The following is a 24,252-nucleotide window of genomic DNA, read 5'->3' on the forward strand; positions in this document are numbered from 1 at the left end:
TCACTGTGCTGATGCCACGCCAACCCGTACCCGCCCTGTCCGTGCCCACGCTGGCCCACGGCGACTTCACACTCGCAGCAGACGCACCACAGAATTTCACCCTGGTCGTCTTCTACCGGGGTCTGCACTGCCCGATATGCCTGCGCTACCTGCTGGAGCTGAGCCGTCTGCTGCCAGAGTTTGAACAGCGCGGGGTGAAGGTGGTGGCGGTGTCCAGCGACACCGCCGAGCGCGCACAGGCCATGGCGGACAAGCTGCGCGCGCCCGGCCTGCGCGTAGGCCACAGCCTGCCGCTGGCGGTGGCCCGTGCCTGGGGGCTGTACATCAGCGCCTCGCGCGGCATGACGTCCCTTGGCGTGCAGGAGCCGGCGCTGTTCTCCGAACCCGGCGTGTTCCTGGTGCGCCCGGACGGCACGCTGTACTACGGTGCCGTGCAGACCATGCCGTTTGCGCGGCCACACTTTGATGAGCTGCGCGATGCGCTGGACTTCGCGCTGGCGAAAAACTACCCTGCCCGTGGCGAGTACACCGCAGCCTCCTGACGCCCCCCAACAAGCAAGCAAACAAGCAAGCAAGGCCCTCCCATGCAATACGACGCAGTAGCCTTCGACACGGGCGGCACGGTGCTGGACTGGCACGGATCGCTGGTCGATGAACTGGCCCGGGTGCCTGCCTGGCAGGGGCTGGCCTTTGACCGCCACGCATTCGCCAATGCATGGCGGCGCAGCACCATGCAGGGCATTGTTGGCCAGGTGCAGCCGGCGTTCCACATGGACGACGTGCACCTGCTGGCGCTGGACGAGGCCGTGCTGGCCTTCGGGCTCCCGGCACTGGATGCGCCAGGCCGCACGCACCTGTGGCGCGCCTGGCACCGCCTGCGCGCCTGGCCCGACTTTGCGCCGGCGCTGGCGTCGCTGCGTGCGCGCGTGCCGGTGGTCTCGTTCACGATGCTGCCGACGGCCCTGGTCATCGACGTGTCACGTCGCAACGGCTTCACCTGGGACGCCATCGTCTCGTGCGAGATGATCGGCGTCTACAAGCCGCACCGCGAAGCCTACGCCACGGCAGCGCGCTGGCTGAACCTGGCCCCCGAGCGCATCCTGATGGTGGCCTGCCACAACTTCGACCTCAACGCGGCGCATGCGGCAGGCCTGCGCACTGCCTTCGTCGCCCGCCCCGATGAGTGGGGCCCGGCGGGCCCGCCCGACCCCCACCCCAACATGGCCTACGACCACACCGTCGATGGCTTCGCTGCCCTGTGCGAGCAGGTTCTTTCCACCCCCTGAGACACATCCCCATGATCAAGCTCTACTACCACCCATCACCGAACCCCGCCAAGGTCGCCCTGTTCCTGGAGGAGGCAGCCCTGCCCTACGAGATGGTGCCGGTGGACACCCGCCGTGGCGAGCAGCACACGCCGGCGTTTCTTGCCATCAATCCCAATGGCAAGACACCCGCACTGGTCGATGGCGACGCGGTCGTCTTCGACAGCAACGCCATTTTGCTGTACCTGGCGGAGAAGACCGGCCTCTTCCTGCCCGAGAACACGCCAGCGGCGCGCGCTGCGATGCACTCGTGGCTGATGTTCGTGGCCACCGGCATCGGGCCCTATTCGGGGCAGTCGGTGCACTTCAGGCACGTGGCACCCGAGCCCAAGACCTATGCGCTCAACCGCTACGACTTCGAGGCATGGCGGCACTGGACGCTCATCAACGAGCGCCTGGCCACCCGCACCTGGATGCTGGGCGAGGAGTACACGCTGGTCGACATGGCCGTCTGGGGCTGGGCCCGCGCCGTGCCCTATGTGCTGGGCACCGACCCGTGGGACAAGCTGCCCCATGTCAAGCGCCTGCTCGACACCGTGAACGCCCGGCCCGCTGCCCAGCGCGCCGAAGCGCTGAAAACCCGGCATGCCTTCAAGACCGAACTCGACGATGAAGCGCGGCGCGCCATGTTTCCGCAGAACGCCCGCCTGTCCGCAGCACCGGGTGCCTGACATGCTGGACCTGCACTACTGGACCACACCGAACGGCCACAAGGTAACCATGTTTCTGGAGGAGGCCGCACTGCCCTACCGCATCGTGCCGGTCCACATCGGCCGTGGCGAGCAGTTTGCGCCCGAGTTCCTGCGCATCGCACCGAACAACCGCATTCCGGCCATCGTCGACCATGCACCGGCCGACGGCGGGGCACCACTGTCGCTGTTCGAATCGGGCGCCATCCTGCAGTACCTGGCAGACAAGACGCAACGCTTCATCCCGCAGGACCTGCGCGGGCGCAACCTGGTGCTGCAATGGCTGTATTGGCAGATGGGGGGCCTGGGGCCCATGGCCGGGCAGAACCACCATTTCGTGCAATATGCGCCCGAGCCGTTGCCCTATGCCATCGAGCGCTACGTGAAGGAGACCTCGCGCCTGTACGGCGTGCTGAACAAGCACCTGGGTGACGGGCGCACCTTCATCGCAGGCGACGGTTATTCCATTGCCGACATGGCGTGCTACCCGTGGATCGTGCCCCACGAACGCCAGCGCCAGGTGCTGTCGGATTTTCCGCACCTGCAAACATGGTTCGAGCGCGTACGCGAGCGGCCGGCCACAGTGCGCGCCTACCAGAAGGCCAACGAGGTCAACACGGCCCCGGTGGTCGACGCGGCATCGCGCGGCCTGCTGTTCGGACAGGACGCGGGCGTGGTGCGATAGACCAACGCAAAGCCCATTCAACGCTCGCGGCGGACGGCAACAACGCCCGGGATGTCATCGGCGGTATCACACCCTGCCGACCGATGCAGCCCGGGTAGTACAACAGCGCCTCGGTGGGAGCGGCAGCAAGGCGCACGCTTGCTATCGAGCAGGACACGGGCCGCAATGAGCGGGTTCTTCCGCGCCACCCGAGATACACCCACACCCACCTATGCGCCCAGCCGGCCGATCCGCTCCCCGGCCTGCGCCACATGCGCCGACAGCGCATCCATGCATGCAGCAAAGCCCTCGCTGAAACCGCCCTTTGCGCCGACCTTGCGGCCCAGGCCCGCGAGTCGGCCCACGAAATCCTGCGCCAGCGCCAGGGCCTGTCGCCAAGTGCGCGGCGGCACCTGCGGGCCGATGACCAGCGCCAGCGGGCGCACCGGCACCTCGCCCGCCGCCGTGGGCGCAAAGGCCATGGGCGTCATGTCATAGGCCGGCGCCAGCTGGTACGGCCGGCCGTGCTCGGCCATGAACGACAGGTTGCCGCTGTGCATGTCGGTGTTGCCGATCAGAGTGCCAAAGGCCCACAGCAGGCTGGCGGCGTCCACCGCCTCGGGCTGCACCACGCCTTCGCGCGCCAGGGCCGCCACCATCTCGGGCCAGCGCCCGCTGTTGCCGACGAACTCCGCATCCAGGGAGGTCAGCGAGTGCAGCACGCGCCGGCCCAGCGCGCCCACCCGGTCAAAACGCTCCACCTCCAGAAACCGCTGCCCGCCATGGTCGATGACCTGCGTGCGCGCCGCCGCGATGCCATGGTCCCGCAGCACCTGCAGCGCCACATGCTCGGCCAGCAACAGGTCGCGCCAGCGCTCGCTCACCGGGCTTTGCACCGCAGCGCTGAACTTGACGATCACGTGGGCAGGCTCAGCCATCGCCGCAGCGCTCCCCCGGCCGCTGCCCCCGCACTGCGCGTAGGCCGTGAACTTGGGCTGCTCCCCCCCAGCAGACGATCCCGCCTGTTCACCGCGCGCTGCGGCCAGCGCCAGCGCCGCATAGGCCCGCGCCTTGCCGGCCAGCGCAATCGGCATCGGCACGCCCGCGTTCACGAACGCCTGCTGCGCCGCATCGCCCACCAGCAGGTTGCCGGGCAGATCCCCCCCCTCACGCAGCAGCGCGCGCATCACGTGCGAGTCGTTCCAGTCGGCCAGCCGCTCTGGCAGCCCCAGCGCGGGCCCATGCCACTGGTTGTAGGCCCGCCCCAGGTACCCCTGCGGCCGCATGTCGAAAAGCCACCACGGCAGGCCATCCGTGTGCCCTTGCACGGCACCATCGGCCTGCGCCATCACGAAGCCTTCGGGATACACCGGCACCAGGGTGCCCAGCCCCTGCAACCGGCCTTCGGCAGTCACCCCGTAGATCGGCGCCACCAGGTCCGCCCGCGAGGCATCGCGCAGCGCATACTGAATAGATCGTGAAGCACCCAGACGCAGCACATCCGGCCCCAGCGCCTGCAGCGCCCGGGACACTGTGGGTTGGCTTGTTCCCAGGGTATCCGCCAATGCCCGCGCGGTTTTCAGCCCGCTGCGCAGCAGGTCATGAATCTGGTCGGCGTGGCGGCGGGTGGAGGTCGGCATGCAGGTATCTTAGTCCGGGTGAATAGATTTATGAATAGATAAATGAATAGAAACCGAGAGATTTCCAGGGCAAGAGGGTTGCCCCCTTGGCGGCATGGCGCCATGCCTGCGCACGCATTGCACAATGTGCCCCTGCCCCGCCCTGGCAAGGGCGAACTCCACAGAACGAAGGCCAAGGTCAAACCCGCCAGATTGAGCCCCGTCAAGCAAACGTTGACCTTCGTCAAGGCGCACTTGCGGTGGCATCCGGACAATCGTCTGCATTGTCCAGCGGAGTCTTCCACCATGCGCCTGAACCTGCCAACCACCGGACAGGAATATGCTGTCCCCAAGGGCCAGACCCTTGTCTCCACCACCGACACGCAGGGGCGCATCACGCATTGCAACGCGGCCTTCGTGGCTGTCAGCGGCTACACGCGCGATGAGCTCGTGGGCCAGCCGCACAACATGATCCGCCACCCCGACATGCCCGAGGAGGCGTTTCGCGACATGTGGGCCACCATCGCCTCGGGCCGGCCCTGGTCAGCCCCGGTGAAGAACCGGCGCAAGGACGGCGACCACTACTGGGTGATGGCCAACGCCACGCCGCTGCTGCAGGACGGCCGACCCGTGGGCTACATGTCGGTGCGCACCGAGGCCACGCGCGCGCAGATCGCTGCGGCCGAGCAGCTGTACGCCACCATGCGCGCAGAAAAGCAGGCCGGGCGGCGCGTGCACGGGCTGCGCTCGGGCCGCGTGGTGCGGCACACGCTGGTGGGGCGCGTGGCGCACGGGCTGGCAACGCTGGGCCTCGCGGCCCGGCTGGGGCTGTTGCTGCTGGCGCTGCTGGCGGCCTCGCTGGCCACCGGCATGCTGCTGCCCGGTGCCGCCGGCGGGGCACTGCAGCTGGCGCTGTTCGGCGCGGCCTGGTGGTACCTGGCGCGGCTGCTGGTGGGGCCCATCGCGGCGCTGACCCTGGCGGCCAACCGGGTCGCGGCCGGCGACCTGACGGCCACCGTGCGCCGGGGCCGCAACGATGAACTGGGTGATCTGGAGCAGGCGCTGGGCCAGCTGTCGTTCAATCTGTGCGCCATCGTGCGCGATGCCCGCGACGAAAGCGAATCCATGCGCCTGGGCGCGCAGGAGATCGCGCAGGGCAACCTGGACCTGTCGGCACGCACCGAGTCGCAGGCCGCCAGCCTGGAGCAGACGGCGGCGTCGATGGAGCAGATCACCGGCACCGTGCGCCAGAGCGCCGACGCGGCCCGCCAGGCTACGGCCCTGGCAGGCCAGGCCAACGCGGCCGCCACCCGCAGCCGCGAGGCGGTGGACAGTGTGGGCCAGACCATGCGCGACATCCAGGGCGACTCCGACCGCATCGGCGAGATCACGCAGGTGATCGACTCCATCGCCTTCCAGACCAACATCCTGGCGCTCAATGCCGCCGTGGAGGCCGCCCGCGCCGGCGAACAGGGCCGGGGCTTTGCCGTGGTGGCCAGCGAGGTGCGCAGCCTGGCCGGCCGCAGCGCCGAAGCCGCCCGGGAGATCAAGCAGTTGATCGACCAGTCGGCCCACCGCGTGGAGCAAGGCCAACAGCGCACCCAGGCGGCCCAGGCCACCATGGTCGAGGTGGTCGAGGGCGTGCGCCGCGTGAGCGCCGTCGTCGGCGAGATCAGCCACGCCAGCCAGGAGCAACTGGCCGGCATCTCCGAGGTCAACACCGCCGTGGGCCAGCTGGACACCATCACCCAGGAAAACGCGGCCCTGGTGGAGCAGGTGGCGGCTGCGGCGCAGGGGCTGACGCGCACTGCGGGGGCGGTGGCGGATTCGGTGCAGGTGTTTCGGCTGGAGGCGAGGGTGGTGCCGTCGGCAACGCGGGCTGCGGTGCCGGGTCAGCGCAGCGCCAGACCGGTGGTGCAGCCGCGTGGCAGGGGGTTGCGGGTGGTGTGATGCCGCTCGGCAGTGGCGGATGTGGTGATGTTCATTTTTTCGTGGTGTTCATGTGGCGTGAACATTGATGCGCGGCGAACAGGCGGCAACCCCGGGGATCGCGACAACCTGTCTGGTTGCTCGATGCAGTGTGCGTGTTGTTGCTTCTGTTCTTTTGCTGAGGTCGGAGGCCGGGATGTGCGCCCGGCGGCGCAGTAACTTTCTCTTGGCCGCCAAGAGAAAGTCACCAAAGAGAAGGCGGCCCCCAGTCTGCGGCCCCCGTTCGCCCTATCGGGCGAACGGGGGCAACCTGCGATGCTCGGGCCTGGGGTGGTGCCGATGAACTCGCTGCGTTCTTCGAACTCCGCTCAGACAGCATCGGCAAGCTAGAGCACGAAGTGCGTGTGTCCTTCGGCACACGCACCCACCCCAGCCCCTGCGCTTCTCGGCGCAGCCAGCAGGGGTGGGGAGCGGGTACCGCACGGCTGCTGCTTCGCAGCTGCGCCGGGTGTCGGTTACGCGCTGCGCGCTGCCGACGTGTTCGGTGAGCGCTCTGGCGAGCCGAGCGCAGCGAAGGACCACAGGCCGAGCGAAGCAATGGCCCGAGTGGAGCCCGCTCCCACCCCCTTCTGACCGTGCCGAGAAGCGCAGGGCCTGGGGTGAGCGCGTGCCGAAGGACACGCGCATCGTCATCTGGCTCGCCGAAGCTGTTTGACCGGAGCTGCCTCGCAGAGGCAGCGCAGGGAGTTCTTCGGCGTCACCCCAGGACCGAGCATCGCAGGCTGCCCCACTCGCCCATCGGGCGAGGGGGACACGGGCAGCGAGGTCGCCTTTTCTTTGCCTACTTTCTTTTGGAGGATGTAGAAGAAATAAATTATAATAGCGCCGCATTGACCAAGCAGGAGCAGCGCAATGGCAAAGACAGGCCGACCACCCGTAATCCCCCCTGGCGAGTACACCACCTTGCGCGAGGTGGTCCGAGACAATCCGCAGGCGACGCTGCCCGAGTTGGCGCTGGCCTGGGCCGATCACATGGGCCGCAGCGCCCCCAGCACGGTGACTCTGCGCGCAGCACTGAAGGCTGCCGGCCTGCAGCGAGCGCGGCCCAAGTCGCAGCTGTCCCGCTCGCAGCCTGGTCAGCCTGGCACGCGCTACGGCTACACCGCCCGGCATCGGCCCGCCAGTCAATCCGGCAACGCCATTGCCGGTGCCCTGACCGATGCCGAATGGGCGCTGGCGCAGGACCTGTTCGAGCCCCAACCGGGCTCGCGTGGCAGACCGGCCACCTACTCGCGGCGTAGCGTTGTCGATGCCTGCTGCTATGTGCTGCGCACCGGCTCGTCCTGGCGCAACCTGCCGGTGCAGATCTATCCGCCCTGGCAGTCCGTGCAGAAGGCCTTCGTCAACTGGGCCCGCCAAGGCAAGTTCGAAGCGCTGCACGAGCGTCTGCGCCAGCAATGGCGCCAACGCCTGGAGCGCGCTGCGCAGCCCAGCGAGGCCATCATCGACTCGCAGTCCAACCGGGGCAGCCCTCAGGGTGGAACCTTGGGCTTCGATGCAGGCAAGAAGGTGCAGGGGCGCAAGCGCCATCTGGTCGTGGACACACTGGGCCTGCTGCTTGCGGTGGTGATCACCAGTGCAGCCGTGCAGGACCGCGACGCGGCCGCGCAAGCGGTAGCACAGGCGTGCAAGCGCACGGATGGCTCGTTCAAGACGTTGTGGGCCGACAGCGCGTACGCCGGGCAATGCGCCCAGCAGATCGAGAAGGCGCACCACGTACAGGTGCGCATCGTGCGCCACAGTGCCCGCCACCGCTGGGACGATGCCCAGCAGCCGCTGTGGAGCGACGAGCAGCCCGCCCCCATCGCCAAGAAGCGCTGGGTGGTGGAGCGCACCCATGCATGGCTGGAGCGCAACCGCAGGCTTGTGATGCACCACGACCGCAAGCCGTTCTATGCGGCTGCGTGGGTGTGGCTTGCGCAGGCTCGGATGCTGTTGGGTCGGTTGAAATAGATTTCTTCTACACCCTCTTGGCGAGGCAAAAGAAGGTAGGTGCGCCGCCGGGCGCACATCCCGGCCTCCGCCCTTGAAACAGACACGCCATCGCCAGAGCATCAGTCCGCTGAAATTCCATCAGCTGCAGCCTGCGCAAAAGACCCCCACCCACCACAGCAGCACGGGTCCAGTCCGAGCAGGCGGCGTACGCTCAACCATCAATACCCCCCTCTCCTCCCCCCATACCCACCAGCACTCCCGGCCAACGTCGACCCCCGCGGCTCCACCACCGCAAACCGCAGCATCATCACCCCATACCGGGTCGCGCTCTGCAGGTCGTCACGCACCTTCACGATCAGCCCATCCTTGCGGTGGTACAGCCGCCACTCGTCCAGCCAGTCGCCGCAAGTGCTGAACACCTTGAAGCGCCCCGTCTGCATGCGCGTAAGCAAATCGCTGATGCCGGCCTCCAGGCCGTTGCTGCCGTCCTCGAACGTGGCGCGCTCGGGCAGCAGGTTCACGCCCAGGGTGCGGTACTGGCCGGCCAGTTGTTCGCCACTGCCCTTGTCGTGCTGCAGGCCGTCATGCGGCCAGGCCACGGGCATCCAGCGGCCGCGCGCGGCGATCAGCGGGGCCTGCATGGCCACACTGGTCTCTCGCACGCGAAAGGTGTCGTACACGTAGACGGTATCGGTGTCGCGGTCCCACGCCAGCCAGGCGGCTGCGGCCGGGTGGTCCCACCCGAAGTCCAGGCCCACGATGCGCGGCCAGTGCGCGGGCAGCGCAAACGGTGCAACCACAATGGACTCCTCGGCCACCGGGAACACCTTGCCGCTGCCCAGCACGGGCACGCCGTTCATGCGCGCCTCGCGCTCGTGCAGGGGGAAGCTCTCGGCTAGCTCCTGCTTGGTCTTCTCGTCAAGGTGGGGCACGTCGTTCCAGCCGGCCTGGATGATGGCTTTGCTCATGGGGGATCCTGGTTGGCAGGCTGCTGCCCGCAGGCGTGTGAGGTGATCTGCAGCAGGGCGAGCAGTGCACCACTGCACCGACCTACTGTGCAGGGGTGTAATCCATCGGCCGCAGATGGCTTGGCAGGTACAGCGGATGGCCGGGTGTGCCGTCGGCAGTCAGCCGAAGGATCTGGAGCCGGCTTTTCTCGCCCAGCAGCTTGACGACCGCCTGGGCCCTTGGCCGCAAAGGCTTTGGGGGCAGGCCATAGGCCAGAACGACGGCTTCGGCCCTGCCAACCATCGTCAGCAAGGCGGCATCGTTGCCTGGGCCCACCGGGTCCTTGGGCTCGACCAGGAGTTTGCTGTCGGCGACGGGGTAGGCATGCACGTTCCCCACCAGCTGTCCGCCGTAGCCCAAGGCCCTTGCGAACTTTCCCGTCTTGATCAGCGTTGGATCGGCGTGCGCGATGCTCGCGACAGAGGGGTTCATCATGAGGAACATGACCAGAGGCAGGTCGGCATTCCAGACCTCCTCCAACGCATAGCGGTACATCCCGCATTCAGAAAACTCTGCGTCAATCTCGGAGCCTGCCGGCCAGGCAGGCTTTCTCCTGCCACCTGGATCGTCAGCGCCAGGAGACTGCTGCATTGGCTGGTAGACCACCTTCATGCCAACGATGGTGTCACATATCCCGATCCAGACCATGTCGGATGGCGATCACGCCCCCACCACCACCCCCTTCGTCAAAAAATCGAGCACCACCTCCGTCGCCCCCTCCAGCGGCGTGAACGTGATCGCAATCAAGCCCTGCGTCGTCGCAGTCCGCGTCAAACACTCGTTGTACACCGCCACCGGCGGCTCCTCGTCCAGCCACACCCAGTGCCGCGCCGTGCCCTCGAAGGCCTTGCGGCCCTGGTCGTAGGACTTGAAGCCGATGACCGATTCACCGCCGCTCTGGTGGCGCACGCACAGGTAGTCGAGTGCGCCGTTGGCGCCGGCGCGGGGGCGGGCCTTGGCGATGTCGTCGGCGGGGACCATGCCGGTGCCGGGCTGGCCCGGCGGGCCGTAGAGTTCGAGCTGCACGATGTCGCGCGTGGTCTCCAGCGACTTGCCGGCGGCCCAGGCCTGGATGGGGCCACCGAAGCGCCGGCCCTCCCACCACGCGGGGTAGCGGCCGGTGAGGTGCAGGGCGGTTTCGTATGCGCCGCCGATGGTCTTGCCCACGCGGTTGCCGGCCATGAAGCAGCGCTCGCGGTGCGTGGCGCCGGCCTTGAAGAAGGCCAGGTGCCGCGCATACAGCGCGCGGCGCAGGGGGCCTTCGTCCTGAAAGAAGTGGCGCATGCGCCAGCCGGCGAGCTTGTCGCGCAGCAGGGCTTCGATGGCTTCGATCTCTTCGATGGAGGCGTGGGCCAGCACATCGGGCAGGCCTGTCATGTCAGTTATCCATGGCGCTGCGCGCCACCCGCTGAGCATGAAACCGACGCGGCCCAAACCAGTGCCCCCATGCAAGGGCCGCCCCGCCGCACCGGGGGCGTCCCCCTCCCGACTCGCGCAGCGAGGAGAGAGAGGGGGAAGGCGCGAAGCGACTCAGGGGGTGTTTCATTTCATGCACCACCGTGCGACTTTCCCTTGATCGATTTCACCAGCTCCAGCGCCGCCAGCATGCCCTCGGCCCGGTCGGCGGGCATCTGGGCCAGGGCCTTGCGCAAGGGGTCGGGCGCGTCGTCGGCCTTCTTGGCGAACATGCCCAGGTGCGTGCCCAGCAGGTCCAGGGCCTTGAGCTTTTCGGGCGACTTGAACTTCTTGCCCAGCTCCAGCTGGCCGCCGGGGCCGATCTCCACCACCTCGATGGAAGCAATGGCCGCAGCGGTGGCGCCGTCGAGGTCCTGCACGCGCTTGAGGCTGCCGTCATCGTTGAAGAGCTTGCGGATGTCGAAGAAGGCGATGCCCGCGAGTTCGCGCACCACCATGTCCTGGGTGACACTGTCGCCCGGTGTGGGGCCGGGTGCCACGCCCAGGCCGGGTGGGCGGCCTGCCGCCTGCGGGTCAGACACAGCGCTCGCCACCGCCCTCAGCCGCGGAGCGCGGCCGGGCCGCGCGGCCTGCGGGGTTGCTGCTGGGGCGGCGGCCTTGCCAGTCTGGCCATCGGCCGCCATCAGCGTGAACTGCAGTTGCTGATCGGCGGGGTCGATGGGGTAAATGGGGTAAATGGGGTCGACACGCATCATGGCACCAGGGGTTTGGGCAACTTCGCCGGTCATGCCGCCCTCGCCCCGCGCACCAGGCGCTCCATCGCAGCAATCACGCGCAGGCGGTCTGCGTCGTGCAGGCATTCGCCGCGCAGCCAGTCGGCCGGAAAGAGCACGTTCACCGCGCCCAGCGCCGCATAGGGCACGTGCTCGCGCGCGGCCTTGATGAGGGCCGTGGCGCTGCCCAGCGGGTGCAGGTCGCCACGCAGGTAGACCAGGCCCGATGCGGACACACCGGCGTGCAGGGGCGCGCTGCCCGGGGCCTGCAGCTCGATGAGGTGCAGGTCTTCTTCGCTGTGCTCACTGTCGTCCATGGGGTCTCCTTGCAATTCATCCGCCGGTCATGGCCAGTGCTCGGCGTGCATCCATCTCCGAGATGCACACATCGCCCCCCACGCGCCGCAGCAGGATGCTGTAGCGCTGCACCTGGCGCCGCCCGCGCGCGCTCGATGCGGGCCCGGGGGCGGACTGCACGGTGCCGGCCTCGCGCAGCTTGGCCAGGCAGCTGCTGATCTCGGGGTGGGAGGTCTTGGGCAGGTCCAGCGCGGCGCCGATCTCGCCCAGCGTGAGCGGCTGGCCGGCCTGGCTGTGCAATAGCTTTTCCACGCGCGACTTCAGGCCGCCGGCACGGATGCTGGTGATGGTGCGCGTGGGCATGGTCAGGGCCATGGCACCTGCGGCGCTGTGCGGGTGGGCACAAAGGTGTAACTGCGTGTGTGCTTGCATGGGCAGAACTCAAGGGTTGAAGAAGCTTGCCGAGGTGGCCACGACGGCAGCACGGCAACGGCGCTGCGGCCCCGCAGGCCGCGCTGGTGCTGGGCTCTGGGTTGATGGCATGCCGCAGCGCGGGGAGAAGAAGCGCCCCGCAAGCGGGGCTCTGGCAGGGCTTTGCGTGCTTGGCACAAATACGACAGGGCAGCGGCGCACAGGGCTTCGCCCGTTACGATCAGCCGCCAAAAATCACATAACAAGGGATCGTTCATGAAGGCACCAACCCAGCTCAAAGCCATTTGCGCCGCCATTGCGGCCACCACCCTGTCGATGTCCGCCTCGGCGGCGATCGACATCGACCTCACCCAGTCCGGCTACCAGACCGATGCGGTCGACACGTTCACCGTCAAGCGCCTCAAAGTGCCCGGCGCGGGCGAGTGGGATGTCACCTTCAAATGGGACCCGCAGTCCCTGCACTTCGTGCCCCAGGCCGTGGCCGCCAGCACGGCAGCGCAGCTGCAGATCTCGGGCCCGACCACGGTGAACGAGGCCGGCACCATCACTCTGTCTGCCGCCGTGCGCAATGCCGACGGCAGCTTGAGCCCCACCGTGGCCGTGTGGAGCGTGGTGCCCGCCTCGGCAGGCACCATCACGCCGCAGGGCGTGTTCCTGGCCGCCAGCCAGACGGCCGACGTGAACGCCGTGTTCACCGCCAGCGTGCTGCTGCAGGGGAAGACCATCACCAGCACCTACACGGTGAAGGTGGCCAACGTGTCGGCCGCATCGCGCACCTGCGCCGGCGCGCTGGCGAACAACGCCAACGGCATGCTGCTGGCCGACTTCGGTGTGAACCCCGAGACGCAGAAGGTCACCATGCTGCTCACGGCCGCATCGGGCAACCCGGGCTTTCTGAGCGGCAGCTTCTTCTTCGTGCAGGGCACCACCTCGGTGGCCGTGTCGCAGTACACCTACGACGCCGGCACCGCCCTCTTCACGCCCCAGGGCGGCTGGTCGGGCGTCGGCACCATCGCCTCGCCCACGCAGAAGCAGGCCGTGTTCTCGGCCTTCCCGTCGAGCATCAACCTGGCGCAGCCGTTCCAGATCCGCTACGCCGGCATCGCTGGCGCGCCAGGCACCATCGCCTGCAACTGAGTCGAGAACGGCGCATTGCGCAGCGGCGCCTGAAGCCGGAGCGGCCAGGCCAAGGCCGCCGCGCAAGGGCCGCCCCGCCGCACTGCCGGCGTCCCCCTTTCAGGGGGAAGGCGCGAAGCGACTCAGGGGGTCGTCATTCCTGACCAGGCGTCGCGGAGGGCTCGCGCATCAGCCGCGTGGCCATCTGCCTGGCGCGCCAGGCTTTGATAGCTTCGGCTGCAGTCAGCGAATAGCTCACCGACGGCAGTGGCGTACTCAGCGACGGCGGCGGGGGCAGCGCCATGGGCAATGCGGCGGGCGGCGTCGGCGGCTTGCTCGCGCAGGCCGTCAGACAGAGCGCGAGCGCGGGCAGCATCGCGCTGCAAAGCGGCTTCACGGGTGCGTGCAACATTGAGGGCTCCTTGGTACTTGATGGAGGTAGCGCGCTCTGCCGCCCATGCGGCTTGGCTGGCGCGTGCACGCTCGGTGGCATGGGTGGCCTGCAGGCTGGTGATCTGGCCACCCAGGCGCCAGTCCTGCACCTGCCAGGCAGCGGCGGCGGCCAAGGCCGCGCCGAGCACGGCCGCAGCGGTGTGGGTGATGAGCAGCGGCGCCACTACCGCCCCCCTTCCACATAGGCCACAGGCACATTGCCGAAGAAGCGCCAGAACGACAGCACGGGCACACCGTCGCGGCGAATCACGATGCCCAGGTCGGCCATGTCCGCCAGCGACAACTCGCCGCGCAGCAGCGGCACGGGCTCGTTCGCGATGGTGTGGCAGCGGTTGAAGCACTGCTCCGCAGGCACCCAGCCAGCCACGCTGCTGTAGCCCAGCGTGGTCGCACCCGATGTGGCCGTGTAGGTCACCGGCTGAGGCGTGGGCGGCATGGTCAGCAGCACCATGCCCAGGACGATATCCACCATCGCAGTCATGGCCGTGCCTCCAGCCCCTGCAGGCACGCTGCCGTCTCCGCCGCACGCCGATTGGCCAGGCCATGCACAAAGCGCATCTCGGGCTTGCCATCGGGCAACATGCGGCCGGAGCGCACATAGCTCCACACCGGCTTGCCACTGTCGGACACGCCCAGCCGCCGGCAGCCCAGCGCCCAGTCGCCCGCGTTCCACGCCAGCATGGCCTGGCTTGCGCAGGTGTTGCCCACGCCGTTGTTCCAGGCATGGCTGGTGGCCATGTCGAACACGCTCTGTGGTGGCAGCCGCGTGAAGCACTGGGCCAGGCGCAGCTGCAGCACCTCGATGGCGGCGCCCTCTTCCTGCGCGCAGCGCGCCGGCGTCCAGCGCTGGCCCACGATCACCGGCGTGCTGGTCACATGCCGCGTGATGCCCTTGCACACCGTGGGCAACCCGCCAGCCAGTTTGTCCGCATAGACCAGGCCAGGGTCGCGCGGATCGGGCTCCCACTGGCCCAGGAAGGTGAGCACGCCGGCACTGGCCAGGGCGAGGGAGCCGACCAAGTGGGGGAAGTAGCGCAGGCTGCGGTCGGTGAAGGCAGAGCTGGAGGCACTCATTCGTCCACCCCCTGCTCGGCCAGGTCGGTGTCCGGCGTGTCCATGCCCCGGCGCAGCCGCGCCATGCGCAGCTCGTGCTCGCGCGCATGGCGCCGGTTCGCCTCGCGCTTGTAGTACCAGGTGATCGCGAGGCCCGCCACGGCCACGATGGCGCCCACCAGCCCCAGGAACTCGTTGGAGGTGATCCAGCCAAAGCTGGTGAGCCCCGCGCCGGCCGCAATGGTCTTGCTGCCGGTGGCGCCCAGGGCGTCGATGGTTTCGTTTCTCATGGGTGCTGCTCCTTGCAGTCGCCGCCCAGGCCCTCGCCGCCTGGTGGGCGAGAGGCGGGCGAAAAAAAAGCCGCTGGTGCGGCTTGGTCGTCGTGGCGCAGGTGGCGCTGCTCGTGCCCACGGATGAATGCGTGGTGGCGATGGCCTGGCCCCTGCCCACAAGACAGCGGGACCCTCACGGGCATGTTCAGCCGCCCAAAGGCCTTGCCGTCACCGTGCGCCCGGCAACTGCGCACCGACAGCGTTTCACCCCTATCGCTCAGCGTCCCATCCCACGGTGAAATCAGCGCATTGCGCAACTGGTCCATCACGATGAGAACCTGCGTGCCATGGTCGCACAGGGGCCACAAGGTCATGGCGCCTCACTTTCCGCAGGGCTCACCAGACCCAGTTGGGCTCGCACGGTGGCGACGAATGCAGACCAGGCCTGCATGGCCGCAGCCAGTTCATCGGCGTCCAATGCCGAACGCACCTGCTCCTTGCGCAGCAGGCGCTGCGCGCGGATCAGCTCCTGCGTAGCACGCCATTGCGCAGCCTGGGTCAGGATATCGTCGGCAGCCTGGGCGGCAGGCCAGCCCTTGGCGGTAGCCCAGCTTTGCACCATGCCGGGCACGGGCTGGAGGGCATAGCTGCTGTCGGCGAAAGCACTTGCCTGACGCTCAGCAGCCTCGTACTCTGGCTGGCGATTGCCGAGCATGACAGCGTAGATGTGATCTACGGCCACGTCGATCGAGGAAACGGCGCGTGCCTGCGCCACAGACAGAGGAATAGACAAGGGCTCTAGCACCGATGCAGGCGTGACGTAGCTTTCGCCATCCCACAGATCTCCAACGAGGGAGGCTTGGGCCAGTACCCAGCTCTGGGCCTCGGCAAACTCGCCTGTTGCATCGACATGATTGACAACGCGCCCGTCCACAACAACGGAATATCGATTGATCATCAGATTGCTCCCCAGACGGTCACACTGCCCGCAAAGCCAGCACCTCCAGGCCCACCGTTGAAGCACGATCCACCGCCATAGCCGCGCCCCGCGCCCCCGCCTCCGCCGCCCCCCCCTCCACCACCGCGGCAGGTTGCCGAACTGCCTGCCACACCCGAAATACCTGCGACATAGGCGACCCCAGCCCCCGCACCGCCGGCTCCTCCCGCCCCGCTGGATCCCGTACGAGATACCGCCGCTTGCGATGCTCCACCTAAACCACCGTTTGTGTTGCTGCCTCCGCTTTGCCCGCCCCCACCGCCACCGCCTCCACCTGCCGGTGACCGAAGGTAGTCAATGCTTGGACCACTTGCCTGACCATTTCCACCAGGGGTATAGGGAAAGTTAGCCGCCTGTCCACCCGTTCCTCCTGTGGCGGTAGTAGGGGCCGCCAACAGCGCGGTGTAACCACCTCCAGTGATTCCGGACACACCGCCGACTCCACCAGGACCGCCCGAGCTGGCTCCACCAGCCCCGCCAGACCCCACAGTGACGGTTTCTGTCGTGCCAAGCGTTTCATAGAAGCCCAGCCACGTGCGGACAAGTCCGCCAGCACCGCCAGCGCCGCCAGGCCCACCGCCAGCTGCGTAAGACTCCGCAGCCTCATGGGTAAAGTTCCCGGCGGCACCACCGGCACCGCCATTTCCACCATCAATGGTGATGCCTTCGAATTGGCGATAGCCAGGTGACTTCGTCCATGTGCCGGATACCAGAAACTCTCTCTTGTATGCCTTGAGGACAACAGTGCGCAGCGAGCTTCCATCGCCCATGACCAGGCGGATCTCGCCCGGATACAGCATGTATCCAGCTAGACCATCGATAAGCTCCGAGCCACTCGGATCGAGCGTGATGTCCCCGGATCCAGAATTCCCCAAGTAGCACCACCACCCATTTCCCAAGGTAGTGCAAGGTTCGAAGGACTGACTCCACGTACCCGAGGTATCTATGAACTTTCCTTTGTCTGAATGGCTCAATGCCGCATTGCCGATTCGAATTTCTCGCTCAACGTTGGCCGGCCCAGAAAAAGCCACTGCGCCAATGCTGACAATCCAGGAGGCCTGGCTGCCAGTGCCGTTATAGAAAGTCACCCTGACTTGCAGCGCACCGGTACTGCTTTCATAGCTTTCGATGGTTCCCACCATTTGAAGGGTGGGCATCGCCGAATACGCGATGACCAATGATTGGCCAGGGACCAATGCCTTTCCAGGCTGAATGGTCAAATTCTGTAGCCCTGTTGCAAAAGTCAGCGACGTAGTGCTTGTCGCGCTGGTACCTGGCGAAGTCAAAGCGGTGATCGCCGCAGAGCTGGCAACGTTAGCCTGGGCAGTTGCAATTCCCGCCTGAGTGACCACATTGGCCGCTGCGGCAACAGCCTCATCCGCATTGCCTTTCACATTGGCCGCCACCGCCGCCACCTCAGTAGCCAGCGTCTGCTGCGCCACACTCCAAGGATAGGCGCGCACATTGAAACTGCTGCGGTCATTCGGATCCGGTGGGCTGGGCAACGCAGTAATGGTGGGAGGATTGGTTGGCATCAGATGAGCCCTTTCACGTTGATGTTGATGGAGGCATGCCCGAAGCTGTCGTAGCCCACGGGCGAGGAGGAAGCAATGCCGAAGACGTTCAGGCCCTCGTAGCCCTTGGCGGGCGTGGCGAAGAAAGCCACAGGGCGATCAAGCACGCGCTGCAGGGTCTTGAGCGCGGCGTCTGCATGCTCGCGCGGCATGACCACACTGGCGCGCAGGTTCGTCGCGCTGTGGCGCTTGACGATGCTGGTGGTGCCGTCGTCATTGGTCTTGATGTAGCTGTAGGTCACCGGCTCGGCCGATGCGCCGTACTGGGTGCCGCCCCACTGGGCCTCGTCGCTGATGAGTGGGATGTAGTCGCCCACCACGATCATCCCCACACCCACCGGCTGCCCCGTCGCTGCCGTGATGGTCAGCGTGAGCTCGGCCGCGGGGCGGATCGGGATGCCGGTGAACACCAGCTTGCCCACCGGCCGCGCGGTGGTGAAGAGGTACTCGTACCAGCCCAGCGGATCGTCCACCAGAAAGCCCGAGCGCGCGTAGATCACCGCGCCGCCCGGTGCATCGCGCACCGCCACGCTGTACTGCCCGCCCGTGAGGCCGTACAGCGCGAGGCTGTTGAAATAGCCCGGCTTGAGCACATAGGTCAAGCTGCCCGTGGCCAGCGCCTGCGTGCTGGTGTAGATGTCGAACGGCGCCATGCGGTCCGTGGGGCCGATGTCCACCCAACGAGTGGCATCGTTCTCGGGCGTGGGAGTCGCTGCGCTGGTGTGCACGGCTGCGCACTTGTACTTGCGGTGCGTTGCCGTGCGGATGCGGATGTCGCCCACCGCGTAGGCCACGCCAGAGGCCCACGCCGTCTCGCCCGTGGAGGGCTCGGCAATGGTGGTGCCGACACCGACCATGGTGTCCGTGATGGTGATGTTGTCGATGATGTTCATGTTTAAACGTTCTCCACGAGCATGGGGGCCTCGGGCCGCCCGTTGACGGCATCGGCAGTGCGCGATGCGGAGCGCTGCAGTGCATCGTTCTGCCTCCGCACTTCGACCAGTTCGGCACGCACGCCTTCCATGGCGCTCAGCATGTCGTTGCTGTTGTTCCAGCCGCGGCCGGCAGTAAACGGGTTGTAGGCAGCGGGAATCACCGCCTCGCCTTGCTGCAGCAGGGCAAAGCCGGTGCGGGGCACACTGCGCGTACCACGGTGGAAGATTGGCCAGTCCATCTGCTTGGCGATATCCTCGAAGCTGCCGGGCGTGGCACCCAGGATGGCCTCGGCCTGCGCCAGCGAAAACCCGCTGCCGGCAATCACGTCGTAGATGTCCTTGGCCGTTGCGCCCTGGTCGAGTGCAATGGCCGCCACCTCGCGGATGGCGGCCCCCTCGAAGTACACGCCCGATGAGTTCAGTCCCGTGCCGGTCTGGTAGTTGTAGTACGCACCGTCCTTGCCCAACGCGCCTTGCGCCGCGACATTGGACCGAATCCGCGACTCCTGGTTGTAGGCCCCGATCAGCGCAACCAGCGTTTCCGACAAGGTCCCAACGCTGGTATCGATGCCACGCATCGCGCTGATCATTTCGCGGCCCTGCTCCAAGTCCTTGTCCAGCTTTTCGGCTTGGCGTTCCGCTTCGGTGAGTTGGTCGCCGCTTATGTCCTGCAGCCCCTTGAGTTCATTCGCCACCACAAGGCGCTCGTAGTCGGCCTCGGATTGGCTGGCATAGGTCGTGGCGGCGAAATCCTTGCCCACGGCCTCAATGGCCTCGGACAGCAGTTTGCCGTCTGGAAGCTTGCCCGTGGTTTGCGCCGCCACCAGGGACGCGCTGATGAAGTCGCGCCCCTGCAGGCCCTCGGACTGCACCGCCGCTTCCACTTCGCCGAGCAGCGACTGGGCTGCCGCCTTGGTCGCATCAAACACACCGCGCGCAGCATCGATGACACCTTGCAGCCTTTCACGCTCTTTGTTCGTCGCTTCCTCGAAGCGTGCAAAAGCTGCATCGGTATTGCTGCTGGCTGTGTTGACCATCTGCACTGCAGAGTCGCGCTGCCGCGTCAGCGCATCGAGCTGGGCCTGTGCTGCGTCCTTGATGCCCTGGATGTAAGCGCGAGTGGCGACATTGGCGTCGTAAAGCGTCTCGATCTCTTTACGGCGCACCTCGTCTAGGCCAGCAAATTGGGCCATGTACTGGCTCTTCTCCAGGGCCTTGGCGCCCTTCTCATCGCCCTGAGCACGCAATAATTCCACCGCTAGGCTGTCACGATCGCTGGTGAGCGATTCCACGGCGTTCTGATAGCTCTGGGTTAGTTCATCCACAACATTGGACAGATCCTGAACCACGGGCGTTTGTGCTTCAAACGAACCAAAAACCGGATCAAGCATCAGGGCCAGATCAATGGCGTCTTTGTACAGCGCGGGGTTATCTGTTGCCGAGTTGACATACTCGCGAAACTCCATGCGAGTGCCATTTTTTATTTTGTCGTACGTCAATCCCTGAATGCCCAATCCCTCAGCCCGACGCACGGCGCTGCGAATAATCGAATCCTTGCGTTCCTCGTCGGTGTAGTACGCATTCAAAAATGCATTGGTACTGTTGGTAAACGTTTCCAACCCGCCAAATGCCTCAATAAAGTCATCGGCAAAGTCGGCAAGGGCTAAGCTACCTTGGTGAATGCCAAACCCCAGCGCGTCGCTCGCCTCGTTGAGCGTGTTGAAGCTCGTCGCCAAGCGCGTCAATGTATCGAAGGCAGTCTCGCCCGCTTTAGCATATTCACTCGGCTCGTAGCGCTTGCGCGTGACCTGCTCGACCTCTACGTTGTAGAGAGCATCGGACGAATCCGTCAGTTGGCTCAGCTGCGTACTCTTGATGACGTCCACCGTCTCGGTGATCCACTGCCCGAGGACCTCCTTCGCCATGCTCGCACCGGCCTTGCCAAATGCGACAGTGATCTTCTCCTGAATCTTCGCGTCGTCAAGCCCTTGAAAGTTCAGATCTTGCTGGCCCAGGTCGAAAGTGAAGTCCGCGATCTTGTCACCCGCCAGCCCAAGGTCGTTAGCCATACCGACAAGATTCTTGCGAAACTCGTTGTAGCCCTTCTGGATGCCATCGGACTGAGCCTGCACCAAGCCGATCATCCGCTCCATGTCCTCGTCGTAGGTTCCGTAGTTGAGGATGCTGGATGCAGCTAGCGTGCGATCGTAAGCTTGGCCGTTGTAAGTGGCAGAGACGCCACTTACAGCACCCTCAGCCTTGAAGCGAGCGATGGCCTCCTGGTCACGTCGCTTGAGTTCCTTGTATCGCGCAATAGGGTCGGTGGTCTCAAAATCCGCCCCATAGAACAGAGTACCCCCGGTACGTTCTTCCTCCCAAGGTGTAAGCGTGGCTCCGCCAAGCGTCCCTTTCAGACCTGAGCCGACAATGTTCTTGCTGCGGAAAAACCCCATCGCGTTCGCAAGCACTGCCATGATGGCGGCATACCCCATGAACCCCATGCCCGCAGTTCCCGCGCCCCCCAACGTGTTGCCGAGCTGTGAATTGACACCAAACGATGCAGTGCCGTCGAGTGCGGCCTTGCTTGCAATCGGACCAGCCATGTTTGCTGTTGTGACGGCGCTACCTCCCAGCCACCCCGAAATTGCATTGCCAACGGACCCCATCACCCCCTGGCCGGTATAGGTCTGATAGCCAATCTGACCGACTGTCATCAGGTTACCCAACAGGCCTCCACCGGCCGAGCCACCACCCACGGTTGCCAGCGGGCCGTTGCTGCCCCCCATAACGCCGGACACCAATGTGCTGAGCGCTCCCGAAATCGGGCTCACCATAGCGCTGATGGTCGGCTTAAGCACCAGGTTCTTGAACTGTTCCTTCAGCGCGTCGCCAAGGTTTTTACCGAAGTCCTTGCCAGAATCCAGGCTCTTCATGAACACATCGGTCAGACTCTTGTTGATGCTGTCCGCTGTAGCTTTCCATTGCTCCTGGGCCTTCTTGGCCGCTTCTTCCGATTTTTCCTGCGCCTTCTTGGCTGCTTCCTCTGACTGCGCTACGGCCTTCTTGCCCGCTTCTTCCGACTTCTCGCGAGAAACCTTAGCACTTATGGCCGTCAAAAGCTCTTGACGCCTGTCGATTTCTTGCTGAAGGGTGTCCCAGCCTCCAGTACCCGGATTTCGTTGGGACTGTTGCTCCTTCAGACGCTCTATAGCGACAATCTCGATCGCTTCGGCCAGGCTCACATTGAGCGAGCGTGATTTTTCCAGCACCTTCTCTTCTGAATTCAGCCCTGCAATTCGCTCTTGAATAGATTGAATCGACTTGGCAGCCGCCTGCTCGTCAGCTTGGACGGCTGCAGCGATTTCTTCATATTCCTTGTTCCGCCGATCTGCAACCAGTTGCCTCACTTTGAGTAAAGTGTCGAGATCCGCATTGGACTCCTGCGATGGTTTACGTGGCTGGGTGGCGGGCGCATTTTTTCCCTGATTGGATTGGCGCAGCCTTTGCTCTAGTACGCCTCTTTCAAACCGCGCATCTTCCGCCCGGTTATCAATTCCGGCCGAAGACTCAACAGCGATCCTCGCTTTCAAGTCGGATATCTGTTTGTCGCGACCTGCCATGGTTTCGCGAATACGATCTGCTCCCGAGGTCCGACCAGCGTCCAACGCTCTCTGCAGAGCTGCTTCAGACCGCTTATTGGCGTCTTGAAGAATTGCAATCTGCCCGTCAAGCCCTTCCAAAGTGTCAGATCGCTGCCTGATCAGAGCAATCGTCCCGCCTACTACTGCACCCACACCCAAAAGAGCAAGAACAGCGGGATGCAAGGCCAATGTGGCACCAAGACCGGTGACTGCAACGCCGATCGCGGCAATCGCTCGTGGAACACTGGTAAGTGCGGAAACTGCCACTGCGCCAGTCAAAGCCCCCATTACTGTGTTCACAACCACGGTGTTTTCTTTGAAGGCTGCCCCCATCGCTCCAACAGCCCCTGCAACAGAGCTAATTGCGCTCGCAAGCGCAGCTGAAGCACCCGACGTCTTGTCAAACGATCCCACAGCTGCAGTACCAGCACTGGTTAGCTGGTTGAACGCCTGTTCGACAGTCAGAGCCGTTGTCGCCGCCTCTTTCGCAAGCGCGCCACTCTGGCTTTGCAGAGCTGTCACCACCTGGTCGGCAGATATTTTTCCTGCGGCGGCCATCTCTCGAAGTTTTGCAATAGGCACATCCAGCCCATCCGCCAATGCCTGTGCGAGGCGAGGCGATTGGTCCATCATGCCCTTGAGTTGCTCGCCACTAACAACCCCAGCACCCATGGCTTCGCTCAGCTTCTCCAGCGCGACCTTCAGGTTTTGAGCACTGCCCCCACCGACGACCATTGCACTGGCAACACTATCCGTTACGGCCAAAAGGCGCTGCTGCGCGATGCCCGCCTGCTGGCCAGCAATGGAAATGTTTGCATAGGCCTTGCCAAGCTCGCCGACACCGATTCGTGAGCGATTCGCCGTCCCCAGCAGAGCCTCGTAAGCGCTCTGCGCAGCGGCGCTGCTTCCTGTCGCCTGCATCAGGCTAGTATTAAGACTGGTGACTGCGTCCGCAGCTCTTACATAAGTGTCGACATTCACAGCGCCGACAATGTCGTTTAGCTTCTTGCTCTCAAAAATAGACATCGCATTCTCCGATGAGCCCGCAAATGGAACGGGCAGAAAACCACACAAGGTGGCTAGCCAAGCTGGCTTTCAACATTCGGCCCGGTGGCCCACAAAATCCGCCAGGGATAGGTCATGAAGGTCGCAAAGGACTACTTGCCATTCATCTCTTCCAACGCCGCCCGTTCAATCACCTGCACATCCACAAAGATCGCATCGCGCTCGTCATCGGTCTTGTCGCGGTGCAGCCGATCGAGGGTCGCAAACACCGCCGGGTAGTCCAGCCCCGTCGCCCCGCCCATGCCCACCCGCCACTGGGTGCTCACGCTGCAAAACAGCAGGCAGGCGTCCACGTGCTCGGGCCAGACTTCCACGGTCTGTTCGGGGAAGTCGCTGGGCCGCATGCCCCACACGGCCAGCTCGGATTCATCGGGCGGCTTTTGGTAGGGCGCGCGCCCGATGTCCTTCAGTTTCCCAGGCGCAAGCCTTCGCGGGTTTCGTTGTAGGCCTTGAACACAGCCTCGGCGGCGCCGGGGTAGCTGTCGCACATGTCGACCAGGGCGTCCACGCCCAGGGGTTCGTCCAGGTCCCAGCCGGTGACGATCTGCACGATCAGCTCGGCGCTGTGCCGGGCGCGCAGGCTGGCGATGTCGCTTTCCTTCACGGGCTTGATCAGCGCGGTGATGGCGGCTTCCTTGGCGTCGGCGTCCGACGCCTCCACCGCATCGGTGGCCGCAGCGGCCGCCGTCTTCTTGCCGGCGGGCTTCTTGGCGGCGGCGGGCTTGTCCTTCTGCTCGGCGGCATGCGCCTTCTCGGCCTCCTGGCGCGCGGCGTCGAACAGGGTCTGCACGGTCTTGCCGATGGCTTCGGCGTGCTGCTCGCGCATCTTGGCCCACACGGTGGAGGCCAAGTGGCGGGCTTCAAAATTCACTTCGTCGAGCCCGTGCGGGGTGGGCACTTCCACCTTGAGTGCGAAGGACTTGGGGGTGGACTTGCCGATAACGAGTTTGGCCATGGTGATTTTCTTTCGAGGGAGAAACAGTCAACAAAACGAAGAGC

At 65.4% G+C, this 24,252-nt stretch carries 25 protein-coding genes; 7 read left to right on the forward strand and 18 right to left on the reverse strand.

Annotated elements, in window-relative coordinates; genetic code table 11:
- Positions 1 to 11 precede the first annotated feature (11 nt).
- From ACSQ9E_RS16220 to ACSQ9E_RS16235, 4 genes are read left to right on the forward strand one after another with little or no spacing between them, the layout of a single operon-like run.
- Entirely contained in the window at positions 12 to 542 is a 531-nt protein-coding gene (locus ACSQ9E_RS16220) for a peroxiredoxin-like family protein (RefSeq protein ID WP_436218472.1), read from the forward strand.
- A gap of 42 nt (positions 543 to 584) precedes the next feature.
- Positions 585 to 1,286: an HAD-IA family hydrolase gene (locus tag ACSQ9E_RS16225; RefSeq protein WP_436218473.1), complete on the forward strand. Its 702-nt coding sequence runs from the start codon at positions 585 to 587 to the stop codon at positions 1,284 to 1,286.
- A gap of 11 nt (positions 1,287 to 1,297) precedes the next feature.
- Positions 1,298 to 1,996, forward strand: coding sequence for a glutathione S-transferase family protein (locus ACSQ9E_RS16230; RefSeq protein WP_322594663.1), 699 nt, complete (start codon positions 1,298 to 1,300; stop codon positions 1,994 to 1,996).
- A gap of 1 nt (position 1,997) precedes the next feature.
- Positions 1,998 to 2,699, forward strand: a complete 702-nt coding sequence (locus tag ACSQ9E_RS16235; RefSeq protein ID WP_057202769.1) for a glutathione binding-like protein — start codon at positions 1,998 to 2,000, stop codon at positions 2,697 to 2,699.
- A 209-nt stretch (positions 2,700 to 2,908) separates the two neighbouring features.
- On the opposite strand, the gene yjjJ is transcribed toward ACSQ9E_RS16235, so the two are convergent.
- Positions 2,909 to 4,318 carry a type II toxin-antitoxin system HipA family toxin YjjJ gene (gene yjjJ / locus ACSQ9E_RS16240; RefSeq protein WP_436218474.1) on the reverse strand — a complete coding sequence of 470 codons (1,410 nt, stop codon included), beginning with the start codon at positions 4,316 to 4,318 and terminating at the stop codon, positions 2,909 to 2,911.
- Between the two features lie 285 nt (positions 4,319 to 4,603).
- Here yjjJ and ACSQ9E_RS16245 point away from each other — a divergent pair, with 285 nt between their 5' ends.
- Together ACSQ9E_RS16245 and ACSQ9E_RS16250 are read left to right on the forward strand one after the other, a co-directional pair.
- The gene (locus tag ACSQ9E_RS16245) at positions 4,604 to 6,247 is read left to right on the forward strand and encodes a methyl-accepting chemotaxis protein (protein WP_436218475.1); all 1,644 of its coding nucleotides are present in this window, start codon (positions 4,604 to 4,606) and stop codon (positions 6,245 to 6,247) included.
- An 891-nt stretch (positions 6,248 to 7,138) separates the two neighbouring features.
- Complete coding sequence (locus ACSQ9E_RS16250) at positions 7,139 to 8,239, forward strand: IS5 family transposase (protein WP_436217113.1); 1,101 nt, start codon at positions 7,139 to 7,141, stop codon at positions 8,237 to 8,239.
- A gap of 200 nt (positions 8,240 to 8,439) precedes the next feature.
- On the opposite strand, the gene ACSQ9E_RS16255 is transcribed toward ACSQ9E_RS16250, so the two are convergent.
- The 6 genes from ACSQ9E_RS16255 to ACSQ9E_RS16280 all read right to left on the reverse strand — a co-directional run bounded on the left by ACSQ9E_RS16255 (position 8,440) and on the right by ACSQ9E_RS16280 (position 12,147).
- Positions 8,440 to 9,189: a terminase gene (locus ACSQ9E_RS16255; protein ID WP_436218476.1), complete on the reverse strand. Its 750-nt coding sequence runs from the start codon at positions 9,187 to 9,189 to the stop codon at positions 8,440 to 8,442.
- An 82-nt stretch (positions 9,190 to 9,271) separates the two neighbouring features.
- Positions 9,272 to 9,877 (reverse strand): DUF1643 domain-containing protein, encoded by a 606-nt coding sequence (locus ACSQ9E_RS16260; protein WP_436218477.1) that lies wholly within the window; start codon positions 9,875 to 9,877, stop codon positions 9,272 to 9,274.
- Between the two features lie 12 nt (positions 9,878 to 9,889).
- On the reverse strand, positions 9,890 to 10,606 hold the full coding sequence (locus ACSQ9E_RS16265; RefSeq protein WP_436218478.1) for a terminase large subunit domain-containing protein: 717 nt from the start codon (positions 10,604 to 10,606) through the stop codon (positions 9,890 to 9,892).
- Between the two features lie 170 nt (positions 10,607 to 10,776).
- Entirely contained in the window at positions 10,777 to 11,397 is a 621-nt protein-coding gene (locus ACSQ9E_RS16270) for a terminase small subunit (RefSeq protein ID WP_436218479.1), read from the reverse strand.
- 32 nt (positions 11,398 to 11,429) lie between these two features.
- Positions 11,430 to 11,735: a hypothetical protein gene (locus tag ACSQ9E_RS16275; protein WP_436218480.1), complete on the reverse strand. Its 306-nt coding sequence runs from the start codon at positions 11,733 to 11,735 to the stop codon at positions 11,430 to 11,432.
- A gap of 16 nt (positions 11,736 to 11,751) precedes the next feature.
- Positions 11,752 to 12,147, reverse strand: a complete 396-nt coding sequence (locus ACSQ9E_RS16280) for a hypothetical protein (protein WP_436218481.1) — start codon at positions 12,145 to 12,147, stop codon at positions 11,752 to 11,754.
- 255 nt (positions 12,148 to 12,402) lie between these two features.
- Between ACSQ9E_RS16280 and ACSQ9E_RS16285 the strand changes: the two genes are divergently transcribed.
- Positions 12,403 to 13,284, forward strand: a complete 882-nt coding sequence (locus ACSQ9E_RS16285) for a hypothetical protein (RefSeq protein WP_436218482.1) — start codon at positions 12,403 to 12,405, stop codon at positions 13,282 to 13,284.
- Positions 13,285 to 13,406: 122 nt separating this feature from the next.
- On the opposite strand, the gene ACSQ9E_RS16290 is transcribed toward ACSQ9E_RS16285, so the two are convergent.
- The 11 genes from ACSQ9E_RS16290 to ACSQ9E_RS16340 all read right to left on the reverse strand — a co-directional run bounded on the left by ACSQ9E_RS16290 (position 13,407) and on the right by ACSQ9E_RS16340 (position 24,208).
- Complete coding sequence (locus tag ACSQ9E_RS16290) at positions 13,407 to 13,880, reverse strand: hypothetical protein (protein ID WP_436218483.1); 474 nt, start codon at positions 13,878 to 13,880, stop codon at positions 13,407 to 13,409.
- Positions 13,880 to 14,197, reverse strand: coding sequence for a hypothetical protein (locus ACSQ9E_RS16295; RefSeq protein ID WP_157412507.1), 318 nt, complete (start codon positions 14,195 to 14,197; stop codon positions 13,880 to 13,882). The genes ACSQ9E_RS16290 and ACSQ9E_RS16295 overlap by 1 nt, the downstream gene beginning before the upstream one ends.
- The gene (locus ACSQ9E_RS16300) at positions 14,194 to 14,790 is read right to left on the reverse strand and encodes a lysozyme (RefSeq protein WP_436218484.1); all 597 of its coding nucleotides are present in this window, start codon (positions 14,788 to 14,790) and stop codon (positions 14,194 to 14,196) included. Before ACSQ9E_RS16300 ends, ACSQ9E_RS16295 begins: the two co-directional genes overlap by 4 nt.
- Complete coding sequence (locus tag ACSQ9E_RS16305; RefSeq protein WP_436218485.1) at positions 14,787 to 15,059, reverse strand: holin; 273 nt, start codon at positions 15,057 to 15,059, stop codon at positions 14,787 to 14,789. The genes ACSQ9E_RS16300 and ACSQ9E_RS16305 overlap by 4 nt, the downstream gene beginning before the upstream one ends.
- On the reverse strand, positions 15,056 to 15,415 hold the full coding sequence (locus ACSQ9E_RS16310) for a hypothetical protein (RefSeq protein WP_436218486.1): 360 nt from the start codon (positions 15,413 to 15,415) through the stop codon (positions 15,056 to 15,058). Before ACSQ9E_RS16310 ends, ACSQ9E_RS16305 begins: the two co-directional genes overlap by 4 nt.
- A complete protein-coding gene (locus ACSQ9E_RS16315; RefSeq protein WP_436218487.1) occupies positions 15,412 to 15,999 on the reverse strand; it encodes a hypothetical protein in 588 nt (195 codons plus the stop codon). Before ACSQ9E_RS16315 ends, ACSQ9E_RS16310 begins: the two co-directional genes overlap by 4 nt.
- Positions 15,999 to 17,573, reverse strand: a complete 1,575-nt coding sequence (locus ACSQ9E_RS16320) for a hypothetical protein (protein ID WP_436218488.1) — start codon at positions 17,571 to 17,573, stop codon at positions 15,999 to 16,001. Before ACSQ9E_RS16320 ends, ACSQ9E_RS16315 begins: the two co-directional genes overlap by 1 nt.
- Positions 17,573 to 18,505 (reverse strand): hypothetical protein, encoded by a 933-nt coding sequence (locus ACSQ9E_RS16325; protein ID WP_436218489.1) that lies wholly within the window; start codon positions 18,503 to 18,505, stop codon positions 17,573 to 17,575. Before ACSQ9E_RS16325 ends, ACSQ9E_RS16320 begins: the two co-directional genes overlap by 1 nt.
- Positions 18,506 to 18,507: 2 nt before the next feature.
- Positions 18,508 to 23,214, reverse strand: a complete 4,707-nt coding sequence (locus ACSQ9E_RS16330) for a tape measure protein (protein ID WP_436218490.1) — start codon at positions 23,212 to 23,214, stop codon at positions 18,508 to 18,510.
- Between the two features lie 131 nt (positions 23,215 to 23,345).
- Positions 23,346 to 23,597 carry a DUF1799 domain-containing protein gene (locus ACSQ9E_RS16335; RefSeq protein ID WP_082604177.1) on the reverse strand — a complete coding sequence of 84 codons (252 nt, stop codon included), beginning with the start codon at positions 23,595 to 23,597 and terminating at the stop codon, positions 23,346 to 23,348.
- 62 nt (positions 23,598 to 23,659) lie between these two features.
- On the reverse strand, positions 23,660 to 24,208 hold the full coding sequence (locus ACSQ9E_RS16340; RefSeq protein ID WP_436218491.1) for a phage tail assembly chaperone: 549 nt from the start codon (positions 24,206 to 24,208) through the stop codon (positions 23,660 to 23,662).
- Positions 24,209 to 24,252: the final 44 nt, after the last annotated feature.

Origin of the sequence: Acidovorax sp. LjRoot118, from assembly GCF_964253575.1 — a bacterium.
GTDB lineage: Bacteria > Pseudomonadota > Gammaproteobacteria > Burkholderiales > Burkholderiaceae_C > Acidovorax.